Genomic DNA, 17,131 nt, shown 5'->3' on the forward strand with positions numbered 1-17,131 from the left:
GGCCAAACAGCCGGAATCGTGCCATGGACGTCGCTATCTTCATTCTCGTCGTGCTCGTCTTCGTGGCGCTGTCGGGCGCGCTGGTGCGGCTGGTGCGGGTACCGCTGCCGGTGCTGCAGATCGCCATTGGCGCGGCCCTTGCCTGGCCGGCGCGGGGGCTGCATGTCGAGATCGATCCTGAACTTTTCCTGCTGGTGTTCATCCCGCCACTTCTGTTCGGCGACGCTTTCGTGGCGCCGAAACGCGAACTTGTCGCCTTGCGTGGACCGATACTCGATCTCGCCATCGGCCTGGTCTTCTTCACCATTGTCGGCTTCGGCTATGCCTTGCACTGGCTGGTGCCGAGCATTCCGCTCGTTGTCGCTTTCGCTCTGGCCGCTGTGCTGTCGCCGACGGACGCAGTGGCGGTGTCCTCGATTGTCGACAGGAATGTGGTTCCGTCCCGTCTGATGCACATATTGGAGGGCGAGTCGCTGCTCAACGATGCGTCCGGACTGGTCATGTTCCGCTTTGCCGTGGCGGCGGCATTGACCGGGAGCTTCTCGCTTGCCGGAGCCTCGCTCAGTTTCCTCTACGCCGTTGCCGCCGGCATCGTGGCCGGCGTCGCTGCCCTGTTCATTGCCGCCAAGACGCTGCAACTGCTCAACCGCATCGGGGGCGTGCCGGCCGAGGCACAGGTCCTGGTCATGATCCTTTTGCCTTTCGTCGCCTATCTCGGCGCCGAACATGTCGGTGCCTCGGGCATCCTGGCGGCGGTCACCGCCGGCCTGCTGACCGGGGTCACCGGCATGTTCCGTTTCCTGGGCGTGTCGGCGCGCATGCAAACCCTGTCGCTGTGGGCGACGCTCACCTTCGTCTTCAACGGTGCCCTGTTCATTCTGCTTGGGCTGCAACTCCCCGACATCATCCGCAAGGTCCCGCCGGAACTGTCCAGCCGACATTGGCTGATCGAACCGGTGGCGACGGTGCTGATCCTGACGCTCTGCCTGATCGGACTGCGTTTCCTGTGGATCTGGGTCGGCGACATCGCCCAGGCGATCGCCGCGCGGCTCGGCAAGCGCGAGGCCGAACCGTTCGGATTTCGCGTCCGGCTCGCCGGCTCCGTGGCCGGCGTGCGCGGCGCCATCACACTTGCGGGCATCCTGTCATTGCCGGTTGCGCTGCAGGACGGCTCGCCCTTTCCGGCGCGCGACGTCGTGATCTTCCTTGCCGCCGGCGTCATCATCTGCTCGCTCCTCATCGCCACCTTCGCCTTGCCCAGGATTGCGCGTGGGCTGGTCGAGCCGGGTGAAGATCCGGCGGCCGCGGAGGAGCGGCGGGCGCGCGTCGGCGCCGCCAATGCGGCGATCGCACGGATCGAGAGCATCGCCAATGAGGCAGGCGAAGGCGAGGCGGTCGAAGCCCGATTGGCGGTCGCCGACAGCATCGTGGCTGGTTACCGTCGACGGATCGCGGCTTCGGACGAGGCCGACGAGGCGCGCGCCGAGGCCCGCGAAGCCGGCAGGCTGGAGCTGGAACTCAGGGCCGCGGGCATCGAAGCCGAACGTTCCGCGCTGCGCGAAATGTTCCGCAGCCAGGAGATCAACGATCACACGATGCGCGCGCTGTTTTCCGAAATTACCTTGACCGAGGCCTTGCTGAAGCAGCGCCGGGACAGGAAATAGCGATCCGTCGCGATCCCTTGGCGCAAACCGGCCAGCAAATTTCGCGCCGCAAACGTGGCGAGCCCAAAACAACTGTGTTAATGGCGCGCCAGTGCATGTCGCCCACAAGTGAGCAGCGCTTTTGGGTAGCGATATGCGTGGATAGTGATCCCAAACCGGAGGATTTTCAGGCCATGGCAACTGCAGCGGCGGCGTCGAACAAATTCGAATCCTTCTTCGAAACAACGCTGGAAGATGCCGATCCGGAGATCTTCGGCGCTATTCGCAACGAGCTCGGTCGCCAGCGCCACGAGATCGAACTGATCGCCTCGGAAAACATCGTCTCACGCGCCGTGCTCGAGGCGCAGGGGTCGATCATGACCAATAAATACGCCGAGGGCTATCCGGGCAAGCGCTACTATGGCGGCTGCCAGTTCGTCGACGTGGCCGAGGAACTGGCCATCGAGCGCGCCAAAAAACTGTTCGGCTGCAACTTCGCCAACGTCCAGCCGAATTCGGGCAGCCAGATGAACCAGGCGGTGTTCCTGGCGCTTTTGCAGCCCGGCGACACCTTCATGGGCCTCGACCTCAATTCCGGCGGCCACCTGACCCACGGCTCGCCGGTCAACATGAGCGGCAAATGGTTCAAGGTTGTCTCCTACGGCGTGCGCAAGGAAGACCATCTGCTCGACATGGATGCGATCGAGAAGACCGCGCACGAGACCAGGCCGAAGCTGATCCTGGCCGGCGGCACCGCCTATTCGCGCATCTGGGACTGGAAGCGTTTTCGCGAGATCGCCGATGCGGTCGGCGCCTATCTGATGGTCGACATGGCCCATATAGCGGGCCTCGTCGCCGGCGGCGTGCATCCCTCGCCGCTGCCGCACGCCCATGTGGTGACCACGACAACGCACAAGTCGCTGCGCGGCCCGCGCGGCGGCATGATCCTTTGCAATGACGAGGACATCGCCAAGAAAATGAACTCGGCCGTGTTCCCCGGCCTGCAGGGTGGCCCGCTGATGCATGTCATCGCCGCCAAGGCGGTGGCCTTCGGCGAAGCCTTGAAGCCGAGCTTCAAGGTCTATGCCGAAAGCGTCGCCGCCAACGCCAAGGCGCTGGCGTCCAGCCTCCAGGAAACCGGCCTCGACATCGTCTCGGGCGGTACCGACAATCATCTGATGCTGGTCGACCTGCGCCCCAAGAACGCCACCGGCAAGCGCGCCGAGGCAGCGCTCGGCCGCGCCAACATCACCTGCAACAAGAACGGCATCCCCTTCGACCCGGAGAAGCCCTTCGTCACCTCGGGCGTGCGGCTTGGCACCCCCGCCGGCACCACACGCGGCTTCGGCCAGGCCGAATTCCGTGAGATCGGCAAGCTCATCGCCGAAGTGCTGGACGGTCTCAAGGTCGCCAATTCCGACGAGGGCAATGCCGCCGTCGAGGCCGCGGTCAAGGCCAAGGTCGTTGCATTGACCGATCGCTTCCCGCTCTACCCCTACCTCGGTTGACCGGACACGGAACGTCATCTTTTATCCACCGCGGTGCGTCACCCTTGATCGGGTGACACATGGAATTGGAGACTGGATGATGCGCGGTTTTTGTCTTGCTTTGCTCGGTGCTGTCGGCTGGCTGGCTGTTTGCGGGTCTGCGTTGGCGCAGACGCAACCCGCTTCGGAGATGCCGGCCACGAGCACCTTCGGCCGATGGACGACGATGGTCGATGCGCTCGACACCGGCCAGGATGCGCACAAGACCTGCGCGGCTTCCACCGCGTTCTTCGACGCCGGCGGCAATTCGGGCACGCTGACCTTGTCGATCTCGACCGGTGACGCACTGCCTCCCGATGCATACCCGGCCGTCATGATCACCATCGACAACAGGAACCTGCCGACCGGCAAGAAGATCGCGGCCATTTTCGGAGATCCCGGCGTCAAGGTCTCGGCGACGATCGATTCCAACGATGCCATCAATGGCCGTCCAAGCTGGACGATCGAGAACCAGGCCAAGACAAGTCTGGCGTTGTTGCGGGCCATGCGAAAGGTGACATCGCTCGACGTCACCTTCGCCAAGCAGGCTGTCGCCAGCATTCCGATGGACGGTTTCACAAAGGCCTATCGCAACCTCGGCGCCGCCTGCGGCTTTCCAACCAAGGACGTTGCGCCCTAGCGAGCGGCTCAGGGGGCAGGGTGCTGGCAATCTGCCTCGCGGCTCGCTATCTCTGAGGCGAGAAAGGGTCTGTGTGCCTTGCCATCGTGGCAAAAGCCTCTAAGCCTTTTCGCCTCACCAGATTCGCGAACCCAAGGCTTTCCATGCGCTGCCCCTATTGCCAGTCCGAAGATACGCAGGTGAAGGATTCGCGCCCCGCCGAGGACGGCGCGGCGATCCGCCGGCGGCGTGTCTGTCCCGATTGCGGCGGCCGGTTCACCACCTTCGAGCGCGTGCAGTTGCGCGACCTCGTCGTGGTCAAGAAATCGGGCCGGAAAGTGCCGTTCGACCGCGACAAGCTGTTGCGCTCGGTCGAGATCGCCGTGCGCAAGCGCAATGTCGATCCCGAGCGCATCGACCGGGCGGTGACCGGCATCGTGCGCCAGCTCGAAAGCTCCGGAGAAACCGAAATCGCCTCCGGCGAGGTCGGCCGGCTGGTCATGGACGCGCTGAAGTCGCTCGACGATGTCGCCTATGTGCGCTTCGCCTCGGTCTACCGGAATTTCCGCGAGGCCAAGGACTTCCACGAACTGCTCGGCGAGCTCAAGGGTGACGAAGACAAGGGCGAAGAGGACGCCGGCTGAGCATGGCAGCATCGCATCGCGGCGAGGCCGCACAGACGGCCATTGATCACCGTTTCATGGCTGCCGCCTTGCGGCTTTCTCGCCGGAATGCCGGTCGCACCTCGACCAATCCTTCGGTTGGCACGATCATCGTGCGTGACGACGGCGCCGGTCCGATGATCGTCGGCACCGGCGTTACCGCCATCGGCGGCCGTCCGCATGCCGAGACCGAGGCGCTCGGCGAGGCCGGCGAACTCGCGCGCGGTGCCACGGCCTACGTCACGTTGGAGCCCTGCGCCCACCATGGCCGCACGCCGCCCTGCGCCAATGCGCTGGTCAATGCCGGCATTGCGCGCGTCGTCGGTGCCGCCAGCGATCCAGATCCCCGGGTCTCCGGGCAGGGCTATGCGATCCTGCGCGCCGCCGGTATCGAGGTGGTGGAAAAGGTCCTAGCCGCCGAAGCCTCCGAACAGATGGCGGGTTATTTGATTCGCTCGCTGAAAAAACGCCCGGAAGTGATTCTGAAGCTTGCGCTTTCCAGTGACGGCAAGATCGGCCGGGAAGGCGCCGGCCAGGTCGCGATAACAGGCGATATGGCGCGCCGTGAAGTCTACCTGATGCGGGCCGAGGCTGACGCCATCCTTGTTGGCATCGGCACGGCGCTGGAAGACGATCCGGCGTTGACGGTGCGTTTGCCCGGGCTGGAGAGCCGCTCTCCCGCGCGCATCGTGCTTGACCGCCAGATAAGGCTGCCGGAAGGCTCGAAGCTGGTCTCTGGGGTGGATCGCGTGCCGCTCTATCTCGCCGCCTGCCTGGAGGCCGATCCGCTGCGGCGGGCGACGCTGGAGCGTGCCGGCGTGCGCTTCATCGGCACCGAAACGCACGAGGGCGGCGTGGCATTGCCGGAGCTGCTCGAGGATCTGGCGGCACTCGGCATGGCGAGCGTGCTGGTCGAGGGTGGCGCCAAGGTGGCGAGCGCCTTCCTGGCCGAAGGCCTGGTCGATCGCATCGTGCTGTTTAACGGACCGGAAGCGATCGGCGCGGACGGCATTGCATCGCCCATCGACACCGACCATATCCCGGCAGGTTTCCGCAAGCTGCGCGAGATGCGGTTTGGCGAAGACTCTTATGCCGAATGGGTGAGGGATATCTGATGTTTACAGGAATTGTCACCGATATCGGCACCGTTGCGGCGGTGAAGCCGCTGAGCGAAGGCGTCGGCCTGCGCATCGACACGGCCTATGACCCTCAGACGATTGCCATTGGCGCCTCGATTTCCTGCGGCGGCGTCTGCCTGACCGTGACGGCGCTGCCCGACCACGGCTCGAATGCGCGCTGGTTCGAAGTCGAAGCCTGGGAAGAAGCGTTGCGGCTGACGACCGCGGCAGGCTGGAAATCCGGCACGAAGATCAATCTCGAGCGGGCGCTGAAGATCGGCGACGAACTCGGCGGCCATATCGTCTCGGGCCATGTCGACGGCACAGCCGAAATCGTCGAACGCAAGGACGAAGGCGATGCCGTGCGCTTCACGCTGGATGCGCCGCGCCACCTGGCGAAGTTCATCGCGCCGAAAGGCTCCGTCGCGCTCGACGGCACCTCACTCACCGTCAACAAGGTGGAAGGCACTCGCTTCGACGTGCTGTTGATCCATCACTCGCTCACGGTGACCACCTGGGGCGGGCGCCAGGCCGGCGACCGCGTCAACCTGGAGATCGACACCATGGCCCGCTACGCCGCCCGGCTGGCGGAGGCGGCGAAAGAGGGGTTGTAAAGGCCGGATGGCCTTTCCAAAAGATGCTCTCACGCACCTACGGCAATCTTCCGCTTGCGATCAATCCGGCTTCGGCCTAAGTCACCGGCAACCCCCCGGAGACTTTTATGGCAGGCACATCCCAACATGGCAAAGCGTTCATTCGCCCGAAGGCGAAGGCGCATCTGCTTATTATCGAGGCGCGGTTTCACGATGATCTCGCCGACGCCTTGCTCGATGGCGCGACCAGCGCGCTGGAGGAGGCTGGTGCTACCTATGATGTCGTCACCGTTCCAGGCTCACTCGAAATACCGGCCGTCATCACCTTCGCGCTGGACGGCGCCGGCGAGGGCGGCACGCATTATGATGGGTTCGTCGCGCTCGGCACCATCATCCGCGGCGACACCTATCATTTCGACATCGTCGCCAATGAATCCAGCCGTGCGCTCATGGACCTGTCCGTGCAGGACTCGATCTGCATCGGCAACGGCATCCTGACCACCGAGAACGATGCGCAGGCCTGGACCAGGGCCAAGCGTTCGGAAGGCGACAAGGGCGGCTTTGCCGCGCGTGCGGCGCTGACCATGATCGCGCTGAAGGAGAAACTGGGAGCGCAATCGTGAGCGAACCCGCTTCGCCCGGACAGCCCGCGATACGCCACGCCAACAAGCGCGGCGCCGCCCGTCTGGCCGCCGTGCAGGCGCTCTACCAGATGGACGTCGCCGGCAGCGGCGTGTTCGAGATCACTGCCGAATACGAGGCTTTCCGTCTCGGCAAGGAAGTCGATGGCGCGCTCTATCGCGAAGCGGACGCCCAATGGTTTCGCGCCATTTTGACGGGCGTCGTCGAAAACCAGAAGACCATCGATCCGATCATCCGCCAGGCGCTGACCGACGACTGGCCGCTGTCGCGCCTCGATTCCACGCTGCGTGCCATTCTGCGCGCGGGCGTCTATGAGTTGATGAAGCGTGAGGACGTGCCGGTCGCCGTCATCGTCACGGAATATGTCGACATCGCCAAGGCCTTCTACGAGGAAGACGAGCCAAAGCTGGTCAATGCCGTACTCGACCGCGTTTCGCGCCGGGTGCGTGGCGAGGGCCGCGGCAAGGACGCTTCGTGACCGCCATCGCCATCGAGGCGGGCAAGGAGGCGCGGCGAACCGCGCTGATCCTCGCCGCCTCGCAGGCGATCATCGGCTCGGCGGCGCCGATCGCCATCTCCATGGGCGCGCTGGTCGGGCAATATCTGCTGGCCGCGGACAAGTCGTTGGCAACCGCGCCGGTCACCGGCTACAATCTGGGCGTGGCGCTGGGAGCCCTGCCGGCGGCGGCCATCATCCGCACGCTGGGTCAGCGCGGTGGCTTCATGACTGGCACCGTGGTCACCGCGATCGGCGGTTTGGTCGCCACCCTGGCACTTTTTCATGCAAGTTTCTGGCTGTTCGCGTTCGCCCTGCTCGTGCTTGGTGTCGGCGGCGCTTTCGTGCAGCAGTTCCGTTTCGCCGCCGCCGACAACGCACCGCCTGAATTCAAGGCGCGTGCCATCTCCTTCGTGCTGGCCGGTGGTATCATCACCGCCATCCTTGGGCCGCAGATCGTCATTTTCACCCGCGAACTGTTCGCGCCGGTGATGTTTGCCGGCTCGTTCGCGTCGATCCTGGTGTTGGCTGCGGTGGGCGCCGTCATCCTGTCGTTCCTGCGTTTGCCCGCGAAGCCAGTGAGCAAGGTCGACATTGTCGAAGGCGATACCAGGCCCCTGGCCGAGATCGTCACCAGGCCGCGTTTTGTCGCGGCGCTTTTCTGCGCCGTCGGCAGCTATGCCCTGATGAGTTTCGTCATGACCGGGGCGCCGCTCGCCATGGTCGGCTGCGGCCTGTCCGAGGACGATGCGACGCTCGGCATTTCCTGGCATGTGATGGCCATGTTCGGGCCGAGCTTCTTCACCGGCTCGCTGATCCATCGCTTCGGCGCCGAGCGCATTGTCGCCATCGGTCTGCTGTTGCTGATCGGCTGTGCCGTCGTTGCCTTGTCCGGCTTGGCGTTGTGGCAATTCTGGACGTCGCTGATCCTGCTGGGCCTTGGCTGGAATTTCGGCTTCATCGGCGCCACCGCCATGGTCGCCGCGAGCTACCGGCCCTCGGAAAAGGGCAAGGTGCAGGGCTTCCATGACTTCGTCCTGTTCGGCTCGGTCGCCTGCGCGTCGCTGATGTCGGGCATGGTCTACAACGCCTGGGGCTGGACGATGCTCAACTGGATGATCTTTCCGGTCGCCGCGCTTTGCTTTGTCGCGCTCGGCGCGCTCAAGCTGGCCGGTTTGCGCAAAGCAGAAGCCTGATCCCGCAACGGCCGGCCTGACATGATGTTGTCAGGATTGCTCGGGCTCGACTTGCAGTCCTCAAACAAAATTATTGCGCCTGTGCCTATTGTTATGAAACCGTGTGCCCCGACGGGGCGTTGAAGCCATGCTCATATGCGGCCGCCGCATTCCGGTTCAAAGCAAGGGATTTCACGATGTTTTCAGTCAAGGTTCTGGCCAGCGCGGCATTGGCGCTCGGCATCACGGTTGCCTCCGCGAGCGCTCAGGTCGTTGTTTCATCGAAGATCGACACCGAGGGCGGCGTGCTCGGCAACATCATCCAGCTCGTTCTCAACGCCAACAACATCAAGACCACTGACCGCATCCAGCTCGGCGGTACGCCGGTCGTGCGCAAGGCGATCACCGCCGGAGAAATCGACATCTATCCCGAATACACCGGCAATGCCGCCTTCTTCTTCGAGAAGGCCGACGATCCCGTGTGGAAGGACGCCGCCAAGGCCTATGAGACGGCCAAAAAGCTCGACTACGACGCCAACAAGATCGTCTGGCTGTCGCCGGCGCCGGCCAACAACACCTGGGCGATCGCGCTGCGCAAGGACGTGACGGACGAGAACAAGCTGGTCACGCTGTCGGACTTCGGCAAATTCGTCTCCGGTGGCGGCAAGGTGGTGCTGGCGGCTTCCGCCGAGTTCGTCAATTCGGCGGCGGCTCTTCCCGCCTTCCAGACGACTTACGGCTTCACGCTGAAGCCGGACCAGCTGATCACGCTTTCGGGTGGTGACACCGCCGCGACCATTGCCGCGGCCGCCAACCAGACCAGCGGCGCCAATGCGGCCATGGTCTACGGCACCGATGGCGGCATTGCGCCGTCAGGCCTGGTTGTGCTGACGGACGACAAGGGCGTGCAGCCGGTCTATCAGCCGGCGCCGATCATCCGCGAATCCGTGCTGAAGGAACATCCGGAGATTGAAACGTTGCTGAAGCCGGTCTTCGCCAAGCTCGACCTCGTCACGCTGCAGGAACTCAACGGCCGCGTGCAGGTCGGTGGCGAGCCGGTCAAGGGCGTTGCGGAGGACTTCCTGAAGAAGAACGGATTCTTGAAGTAGCTGCGCGTCGCTAAGTGACGTCAGTGCGAGGCGAGCGCGTGCTATGACCATCCGTTTCGACAAGCTCGGCGTGGTCATCGCCGCACTCGCCGCCTATGCCGCGTTTCTCGCGCCATTCGCCACCTTCCGCGCCAACCGGATCGTTCCCGGTCAGGCGCGCTCGATCCTCGAAGCCCTGCCGATAACGACGGGCCCGCTGCTTTTGGCGATCCTCGTCATTGCCGCTTTCGTCGCCTTGTTCCGGACGCCGCTCGTCTTGCGCCTTGCGGCCGGCATCGTGGCGCTTGCCGCGCTGGCACTGCTCATCGGCGACGCCGGCACATTCCTCACGCCGGCGGGCAATACCTTTGCCCGGGTCTCGCCGGCCTCCGGCTTCTGGATACTCATCTTTGCCTTCACGCTTTTGCTCGCCGATGTGCTGACCAGGCTCGATCTGTCGCCTTGGGCCCGCGTCGGGGTGCTTGTCGTTGCGGCACTGGCCATCGGCCTGTTGCTGGTTTCAGGACGCTGGGACAGTCTCTCGATCCTCAAGGAATATTCCAACCGCGCCGACAGCTTTTGGGCCGAAGGCTCCAAACACGTGACCCTGGCGCTCGGCTCGCTGCTGGCCGCCGTCATCGTCGGCCTGCCGCTCGGCATTCTGTGCCACCGCGTCGAGAGCCTGCGGGCCGGCGTTCTCAACGTCTTGAACATCATCCAGACCATCCCCTCGATCGCGCTGTTCGGCCTGCTGATCGCGCCGCTCGGCTGGATCGCCCTCCATGTACCGGGCGCGGCCGCGCTCGGTATCAGGGGCATCGGCACCGCTCCCGCCTTCGTTGCCCTGTTTCTCTATTCGCTGCTGCCTGTTGTGGCCAACACGGTGGTTGGTCTTGCCGGCGTGCCGCGCGCGGCCAACGACGCCGCGCGCGGCATGGGCATGACCGACCGCCAGCGCCTGTTCGGCGTCGAGTTTCCACTAGCCTTTCCGGTGATCCTCACCGGCATCCGCATCGTCCTGGTGCAGAATATCGGCCTTGCCACCATAGCCGCGCTGATCGGTGGCGGCGGTTTTGGCGTGTTCGTCTTCCAGGGTGTCGGCCAGACGGCGATGGATCTGGTGCTGCTCGGCGCGGTGCCGACCGTGGCGCTCGCCTTCGCCGCCGCCATCATCCTCGACGCGGTGATCGAAATGACCGCCACCAGGCGCAAGGTACAAACGGCATGATCGAGATCGAAGGCATCACCAAGCGCTACGATGCGAATACCGTGGTTGACAACGTGTCGATAGTGATCGAGCCGCGCACCATCGCCGTCATTGTCGGCACCTCGGGATCTGGCAAGACGACGCTGCTGCGCATGATCAACCGGCTGGTCGAGCCGACATCGGGCATCATCAAGCTCGACGGTGCCGACAATCGATCGGTGCCCGGTTACCAGCTGCGCCGCAGCATCGGCTACGCTATCCAGGGGCATGGCCTGTTTCCGCACCGCACGGTGGCGCAGAACATCGCCACCGTGCCGGTGTTGCTCGGATGGGACAAGGACCGCATCAAGGCGCGCGTCGACGAACTGATGACGCTCTACCAGCTCGATCCCGGGGAATTCGGACCGCGCTACCCGCATGAACTCTCCGGCGGCCAGCAGCAGCGCGTCGGCGTTGCCCGCGCGCTCGCCGCCGAGCCCAATGTGCTTTTGATGGATGAGCCGTTCGGCGCGCTCGACCCGATCATCCGCACCAAGGCGCAGGAAGATCTGCTGGCGATCCAGAAGCGCTTCGGCACCACCATCATCCTGGTCACCCATGACATGGAGGAAGCCGTGCATATGGGCGACAGGATCGCCGTCATGGATGCCGGCAAGCTAGTGCAATACGCCAGGCCTGCCGAGATCCTGGCGAAGCCCGCCAATGCCTTTGTCGAGACATTGGTCGGCGCCAGCGAAAGACCATTCCGCTTGCTGTCGCTGGGGCGGGTGCGCGACGCGGTGGAGCAGGGCGGTGCCGAAGGCGAGCCTATACCGGGCGATGCCAGCCAGCGTGACGCCTTGGCCGAATTGTTGTGGTCCGGCCGGCCGGCGCTGCCGGTGAAAGGCGCCGACGGCAAGCCGCTCGGCCGCGTCACGGTGGAAGGGCTGGTCAAGCGCGCCGCGAGGCCGGCATGAGGGCCTGGCTGCCTTTGCTGCTGAGGCTGGCGCTGGTGGTGTTGCTCGTTGCCTTCATCACCAGTCCCGGCTGGTTCGAACCGTTGCTGAAGCCGCTGACCGAGAACAATGCGCCCGCGATCTACAACCAGGGCAGCCTGCTGACGCTGACGCTGCTGCATCTGCGCACCGTGCTGATAGCCACCGTCGCCGCCACCATCGTTGCGGTGGCGCTCGCCATCCTCGTCACCCGGCCCGCCGGTGCCGAATTTCTTCCCTTGTCGCGCAGCCTGGTCAATATCGGCCAGACCTTTCCGCCGGTGGCGGTGCTGGCGCTGGCCGTGCCGGCCGTCGGCTTCGGCGAGAAGCCGACGCTGATCGCGTTGTTTCTCTACGGGCTGCTGCCGATCTTCGAGAACGCACTGACAGGGCTGACGACGCTGCCGGCCAATGTCGTCGAGGCGGCGCGCGGCGCCGGCATGACCGGCTGGCAAAGGCTCACCAAGGTCGAGCTGCCGCTTAGCGCGCCGATCATTCTTGGCGGCATCAGGCTCTCGGTGGTGATCAGTCTCGCCACCGCAACCATAGGCTCGACGGTCGCCGCCAGGACGCTGGGCGAGGTGATCATCGCCGGCCTGCTGTCGAACAACCTGGCCTTTATCCTGCAGGGCGGCCTGATCGTCGCGGCGCTTGCCGTGCTGATCTATGACGGGCTGTCAGCGGTCGAGCGCTACGCGGCGCGCCGTATGGGAAGCGAGGCGCAATAGCTTTCTGGCGGATGGTATTCTCAGCGGAGTATTGCCGTTGCGTCATTTCAATCGATCTAAATCAGGGGTCGTGCCGGCCTTGTCGGGCCGGCCTATGTCTTTTGGGCGAAAGACGGGCAAAAACCGAACAATATCTTGACGTTCCGAGCCCTGTTTCGCATACACCGATGCGAAGAGGGGGATTCCACGCACGGGATTCCGTCTTTTGTCTCAACGGCCCAGGGAGGGGTTCTTTTGGGCCAACAATCGAGGAAGATTCGGCAATGACCATACTTTCCGCCGTCATCGCCTGCGGCCTGCTTTCTGTCCTTTACGCCATCTGGGCGACACGTTCGGTCCTCGCGTCCGATCAGGGCAATCAGCGCATGCAGGAAATCTCCGCCGCCATCCGCGAAGGCGCGCAGGCCTATCTGGCGCGCCAGTACACCACCATCGCCATAGTCGGCGTGGTCGTGCTGCTGCTCGCCTGGTGGCTGCTGTCGATCACCGCGGCAATCGGCTTCCTGATCGGCGCCGTGCTCTCGGGTGCGGCCGGCTTCATCGGCATGCATGTCTCGGTCCGCGCCAACGTGCGCACCGCCCAGGCGGCTTCCAACAGCCTTGCCGCGGGCCTCGACATAGCTTTCAAGTCGGGCGCCATTACCGGCATGCTGGTGGCTGGCCTGGCCCTGCTCGGCGTATCGATCTATTACCTCATCCTGACCGGCCCGATGGGTCTTCAGCCAAATGACCGCGTCGTCATCGACTCGCTGGTCTCGCTTGGCTTCGGCGCCTCGCTGATCTCGATCTTCGCCCGTCTTGGCGGCGGCATCTTCACCAAGGGTGCTGATGTCGGCGGCGATCTGGTCGGCAAGGTCGAGGCGGGTATCCCCGAGGATGATCCGCGCAACCCGGCCACCATCGCCGACAATGTCGGCGACAATGTCGGCGACTGCGCCGGCATGGCCGCCGACCTGTTCGAAACCTACGCGGTGACGGTTGTCGCCACCATGGTTCTGGCCGCCATCTTCTTTGGCGGAACCGCGGCCCTGGGGGCGGCGATGCTCTATCCGCTGGCCATCTGCGGCGCCTGCATCCTGACCTCGATCGTCGGCACCTTCTTCGTCAAGCTCGGCTCCAACGGCTCGATCATGGGCGCGCTCTACAAGGGCCTGATCGTCACCGGCCTCTTGTCGATCGTGGGCCTCGGCGTCGCCACTTCGGCCACGATTGGCTGGGGCGAGATCGGCACCGTCGCCGGCATCGCCATCACCGGCAAGAACCTGTTCATCTGCGGCCTGATCGGTCTCGTGGTGACGGGCCTCATCGTGGTGATCACCGAATACTACACCGGCACCAACAAGCGCCCGGTCAACTCGATCGCCCAGGCGTCGGTGACCGGTCACGGCACCAACGTCATCCAGGGCCTCGCGGTCTCGCTGGAATCGACCGCGCTGCCGGCCATCGTCATCGTCGGCGGCATCATCGCCACCTACCAGCTCGGCGGCCTGTTCGGCACCGCGATCGCCGTCACCACCATGCTTGGCCTGGCCGGCATGATCGTGGCGCTCGATGCCTTCGGTCCGGTCACCGACAATGCCGGCGGCATTGCCGAAATGGCCGGCCTGCCCAAGGAAGTGCGCCACTCCACCGACGCGCTCGACGCGGTCGGCAACACCACCAAGGCAGTGACCAAGGGCTACGCAATCGGTTCGGCCGGCCTCGGCGCGCTGGTGCTGTTCGCGGCTTATTCGAACGATCTCAGGTTCTTTGCCGCCAATGGCGACAAATATCCCTACTTCCAGGGCATGGGCGAAATCTCCTTCGACCTGTCCAACCCTTACGTCGTCGCCGGCCTGATCTTCGGCGGCCTCATTCCCTACCTGTTCGGCGGCATCGCCATGACGGCGGTCGGCCGTGCGGCGGGCTCGATCGTCGAGGAAGTGCGCAAGCAGTTCCGCGAGGACAAGGGCATCATGGCCGGCACATCGAAGCCGAACTACGCCCGCGCAGTCGACATCCTGACCAGGGCGGCGATCCGCGAAATGATCATCCCGTCGCTGCTGCCGGTGCTGGCGCCGCTCGTCGTCTATTTCGGCGTGCTGCTGATCTCGGGCTCCAAGGCTTCGGCTTTCGCCGCCCTCGGCGCCTCGCTCCTCGGCGTCATCGTCAATGGCCTGTTCGTGGCCATCTCGATGACCTCGGGCGGCGGTGCCTGGGACAACGCCAAGAAGTCGTTCGAGGACGGGTTCACCGACAAGGATGGTGTCAAGCACCTCAAGGGCTCCGAGGCGCACAAGGCCTCGGTGACGGGCGATACGGTCGGCGATCCCTACAAGGATACAGCCGGCCCGGCCGTCAATCCGGCGATCAAGATCACCAACATCGTGGCCTTGCTGCTGCTCGCCGTGCTCGCGCACGGCTGACCGCCAGCCAGGGAAGTAAAGCAAAGCTCGCGGGGAGCGATCCCCGCGGGCTTTTTATAGGGACGGGACACTCGGCCGGCCCGGCTCTGTGGCGGCTATGCAGAATAGCCGAGATAGATCCGGTGAAGATCGTCGCGTGCGGCCAGATCCGCCGCCTTGCCTTCCAGCGCCACCCGTCCGCCCTCCATCACATAGGCGCGCTCGGCATGGGCGAGTGAGAGCGCGGCATTCTGCTCGGCGAGCAGGAAGGTGGTGCCTTTCTCCCGGTTGAGGCGCACGATGATTTCGAAGATCTCCTGGACGATGCGCGGCGCAAGTCCCATTGACGGTTCGTCAAGCAGTACCAGGCGCGGCCTGGTGAGCAGAGCCCGGCCGATCGCGAGCATCTGTTGCTCGCCGCCTGATGTCAGGCCGGCTTGCGTGCGCCGTTTCTCCTTGAGCCTTGGGAACCAGGTGTAAATTTCCTCGAGATGCAGCCTGAGTTCGCGGCCGCGTGAACGATGCAGGAAGGCGCCGGCGAGCAGGTTTTCCTCCACCGTCAGATGGGGAAAGACGTGGCGCCCTTCGAGCACATGGACGATGCCGCGCGCCGCCAGCCGGTTCGCGGCCGTGCCGAGGATGTCGTTGCCGTCGAAATGGACATGGCCACGGCGCACCGTGGCCCGGTCGGCGGCGGCGAGGCCGGAGATCGCTTTCAAGACGGTGCTTTTTCCCGCGCCGTTGGCGCCGAGCAAGGCGACGATTTCACCCTCGTTGATCGCCAGCGAAACATCGGCAACCGCCAGGATCGCTCCGCCGTAGACAACCTCGATGCCGAAAACATCGAGGAGTTTGCGCGGGGGTGCATCGGCGATAGCAAGTGTCGCGGTCATGATCGGCCTCTTTTCATCGGGGCGCGGTATGCGCCGCGCCCCGATAGTCGACAATCAGTTGGTCTCTGTTTCCGGCGTGCGCGGCGTGATGCCGTGCTCCTTGGCATAGGCAGCCGCGCCCTCCTTGATAAGCGGATTGAGAAGGTCATGGTCCGCCTTGATCCAGTCGGTCTGAAGCACCCATTTCTCCCCGTCCCAGCTCTGGATGCGCGCCGCGCCGCCGCCTTCATGATCGGTGGGCGTGATCTTGATCGGCTGCAGAAGCCCCTCGAAGCCGATCTGCTTCAGCCTTGCATCGTCGATCGTCAGGTGCTCGAAGGCCCAGCGTCCTTCCTCGCCGTTCAGCGGGCGGGCGCCGAAATGCTTGTAGCCGGTCCGCAGCGCCTCGACCGCGAGTGCGGCGTTGACCAGGCCGACATTGTAGTTCACGGCGCCGAAGAGCTTCTGGTCTCTCAGGTCCGACTTGCCCTTGTCGAGGATGTCGGCCTTCAGGCGTTTGTGGATGTCGAAATCGGTACCGCCCGGATAGGGCGCGAGCGCCGAATAGCCGATGGCGGCCTTGCCGGCCGGAATGACATCGGATTCCGAACCGGCCCAGACGTCGCCGATGATGTGATCCGCCGGGAAGCCGAAACGCTGGGCCGTCTTGATCGCCACGACCGTCGAAACCCCCCAGGTGCGCAGGAACACCCAATCCGGCTTCGTCTCGCGGATCTGGCGCCATTGCGGAGACTGCTCGCTGCCGGGATCGGCGACGGGGATCTGGATGTTCTCGAAACCGTATTTCTTGGCCAGCACGTCGATGGCGGGCTGGCTGGCGCGGCCATAGGCGCTGTCGTGATAGACGGTCGCGATCTTCAGGCCCTTGAGCTTGTCGAAGCCGCCGACCTTGGAAGCGATGTAGTTGATGCCGGTCGACGCCTGGCTGTAGTAGCTGAAAAGGAGCGGGAAGGCGTAGGGGAACACCGTGCCGTCGACCGTCTCGGTCTTGCCGCCGGCGGGATCGATGAGCGGGATCTTGTCCGCCGCCGCCTTTTCCAGGAGCGCGTAGGTCGCGGGTGTCCCGTGGGTAAAGAAGAAGGCGAGCGGCGAGCCGTCCTTGCCGCCTTTCACCCGCTCATAGACCTCCACGGTGCGATCCGGGCTCCACTCCGTCTCGAACTCCTCATAGTTGAGCTTGACGCCCTCGACGCCGCCTTCGACCTCGTTGATGTAGCGGAAATAGTCGCGCTCGCCGGCCCACCAGAGCTCGCCGGACGATGCGTAGGCGCCGACGCGATAGGTCGGCAGCGGTATATACTGGCTGACATCGGCGGCCATCGCCGCCGATGTGGCGCACAAGACGGTGCCGGCAAGCAGCGCGGCGAGAAGCAGTCTTTTCAT

General features: G+C 64.5%; 16 protein-coding genes. 14 read left to right on the forward strand and 2 right to left on the reverse strand.

Annotated elements, in window-relative coordinates; genetic code table 11:
- Window positions 1-23 precede the first annotated feature (23 nt).
- The 14 genes from FJ967_RS00460 (at window position 24) to FJ967_RS00525 (ending at window position 14,876) form a co-directional block, all read left to right on the forward strand.
- Window positions 24-1,664, forward strand: a complete 1,641-nt coding sequence (locus FJ967_RS00460) for a Na+/H+ antiporter (protein WP_140729765.1) — start codon at window positions 24-26, stop codon at window positions 1,662-1,664.
- Between the two features lie 173 nt (window positions 1,665-1,837).
- Entirely contained in the window at window positions 1,838-3,151 is a 1,314-nt protein-coding gene (gene glyA / locus FJ967_RS00465) for a serine hydroxymethyltransferase (protein ID WP_140729766.1), read from the forward strand.
- 79 nt (window positions 3,152-3,230) lie between these two features.
- A complete protein-coding gene (locus FJ967_RS00470; RefSeq protein ID WP_181175630.1) occupies window positions 3,231-3,809 on the forward strand; it encodes a hypothetical protein in 579 nt (192 codons plus the stop codon).
- Window positions 3,810-3,952: 143 nt separating this feature from the next.
- Entirely contained in the window at window positions 3,953-4,432 is a 480-nt protein-coding gene (gene nrdR, locus FJ967_RS00475) for a transcriptional regulator NrdR (protein WP_140729768.1), read from the forward strand.
- A gap of 2 nt (window positions 4,433-4,434) precedes the next feature.
- A complete protein-coding gene (gene ribD / locus FJ967_RS00480; protein ID WP_140729769.1) occupies window positions 4,435-5,565 on the forward strand; it encodes a bifunctional diaminohydroxyphosphoribosylaminopyrimidine deaminase/5-amino-6-(5-phosphoribosylamino)uracil reductase RibD in 1,131 nt (376 codons plus the stop codon).
- Window positions 5,565-6,182 carry a riboflavin synthase gene (locus FJ967_RS00485; RefSeq protein ID WP_140729770.1) on the forward strand — a complete coding sequence of 206 codons (618 nt, stop codon included), beginning with the start codon at window positions 5,565-5,567 and terminating at the stop codon, window positions 6,180-6,182. The genes ribD and FJ967_RS00485 overlap by 1 nt, the downstream gene beginning before the upstream one ends.
- A gap of 107 nt (window positions 6,183-6,289) precedes the next feature.
- The gene (ribH, locus tag FJ967_RS00490; protein ID WP_140729771.1) at window positions 6,290-6,784 is read left to right on the forward strand and encodes a 6,7-dimethyl-8-ribityllumazine synthase; all 495 of its coding nucleotides are present in this window, start codon (window positions 6,290-6,292) and stop codon (window positions 6,782-6,784) included.
- Window positions 6,781-7,281, forward strand: coding sequence for a transcription antitermination factor NusB (gene nusB / locus FJ967_RS00495; protein ID WP_140729772.1), 501 nt, complete (start codon window positions 6,781-6,783; stop codon window positions 7,279-7,281). Before ribH ends, nusB begins: the two co-directional genes overlap by 4 nt.
- Window positions 7,278-8,495 (forward strand): MFS transporter, encoded by a 1,218-nt coding sequence (locus FJ967_RS00500; protein ID WP_140729773.1) that lies wholly within the window; start codon window positions 7,278-7,280, stop codon window positions 8,493-8,495. Before nusB ends, FJ967_RS00500 begins: the two co-directional genes overlap by 4 nt.
- A 176-nt stretch (window positions 8,496-8,671) precedes the next feature.
- Window positions 8,672-9,583: an ABC transporter substrate-binding protein gene (locus FJ967_RS00505; protein ID WP_140729774.1), complete on the forward strand. Its 912-nt coding sequence runs from the start codon at window positions 8,672-8,674 to the stop codon at window positions 9,581-9,583.
- A gap of 43 nt (window positions 9,584-9,626) precedes the next feature.
- Complete coding sequence (locus FJ967_RS00510; protein WP_140729775.1) at window positions 9,627-10,790, forward strand: ABC transporter permease; 1,164 nt, start codon at window positions 9,627-9,629, stop codon at window positions 10,788-10,790.
- A complete protein-coding gene (locus FJ967_RS00515) occupies window positions 10,787-11,725 on the forward strand; it encodes an ABC transporter ATP-binding protein (RefSeq protein ID WP_140729776.1) in 939 nt (312 codons plus the stop codon). Before FJ967_RS00510 ends, FJ967_RS00515 begins: the two co-directional genes overlap by 4 nt.
- Window positions 11,722-12,471 (forward strand): ABC transporter permease, encoded by a 750-nt coding sequence (locus FJ967_RS00520; protein WP_140729777.1) that lies wholly within the window; start codon window positions 11,722-11,724, stop codon window positions 12,469-12,471. The genes FJ967_RS00515 and FJ967_RS00520 overlap by 4 nt, the downstream gene beginning before the upstream one ends.
- A gap of 263 nt (window positions 12,472-12,734) precedes the next feature.
- Window positions 12,735-14,876: a sodium-translocating pyrophosphatase gene (locus FJ967_RS00525; RefSeq protein WP_140729778.1), complete on the forward strand. Its 2,142-nt coding sequence runs from the start codon at window positions 12,735-12,737 to the stop codon at window positions 14,874-14,876.
- Between the two features lie 95 nt (window positions 14,877-14,971).
- On the opposite strand, the gene FJ967_RS00530 is transcribed toward FJ967_RS00525, so the two are convergent.
- Together FJ967_RS00530 and FJ967_RS00535 are read right to left on the reverse strand one after the other, a co-directional pair.
- Window positions 14,972-15,748 carry an ABC transporter ATP-binding protein gene (locus FJ967_RS00530; protein ID WP_140729779.1) on the reverse strand — a complete coding sequence of 259 codons (777 nt, stop codon included), beginning with the start codon at window positions 15,746-15,748 and terminating at the stop codon, window positions 14,972-14,974.
- Window positions 15,749-15,802: 54 nt separating this feature from the next.
- On the reverse strand, window positions 15,803-17,131 hold the full coding sequence (locus tag FJ967_RS00535; RefSeq protein WP_140729780.1) for an ABC transporter substrate-binding protein: 1,329 nt from the start codon (window positions 17,129-17,131) through the stop codon (window positions 15,803-15,805).

The sequence above is a fragment of the Mesorhizobium sp. B2-3-4 genome, from assembly GCF_006442315.1.
GTDB lineage: Bacteria > Pseudomonadota > Alphaproteobacteria > Rhizobiales > Rhizobiaceae > Mesorhizobium.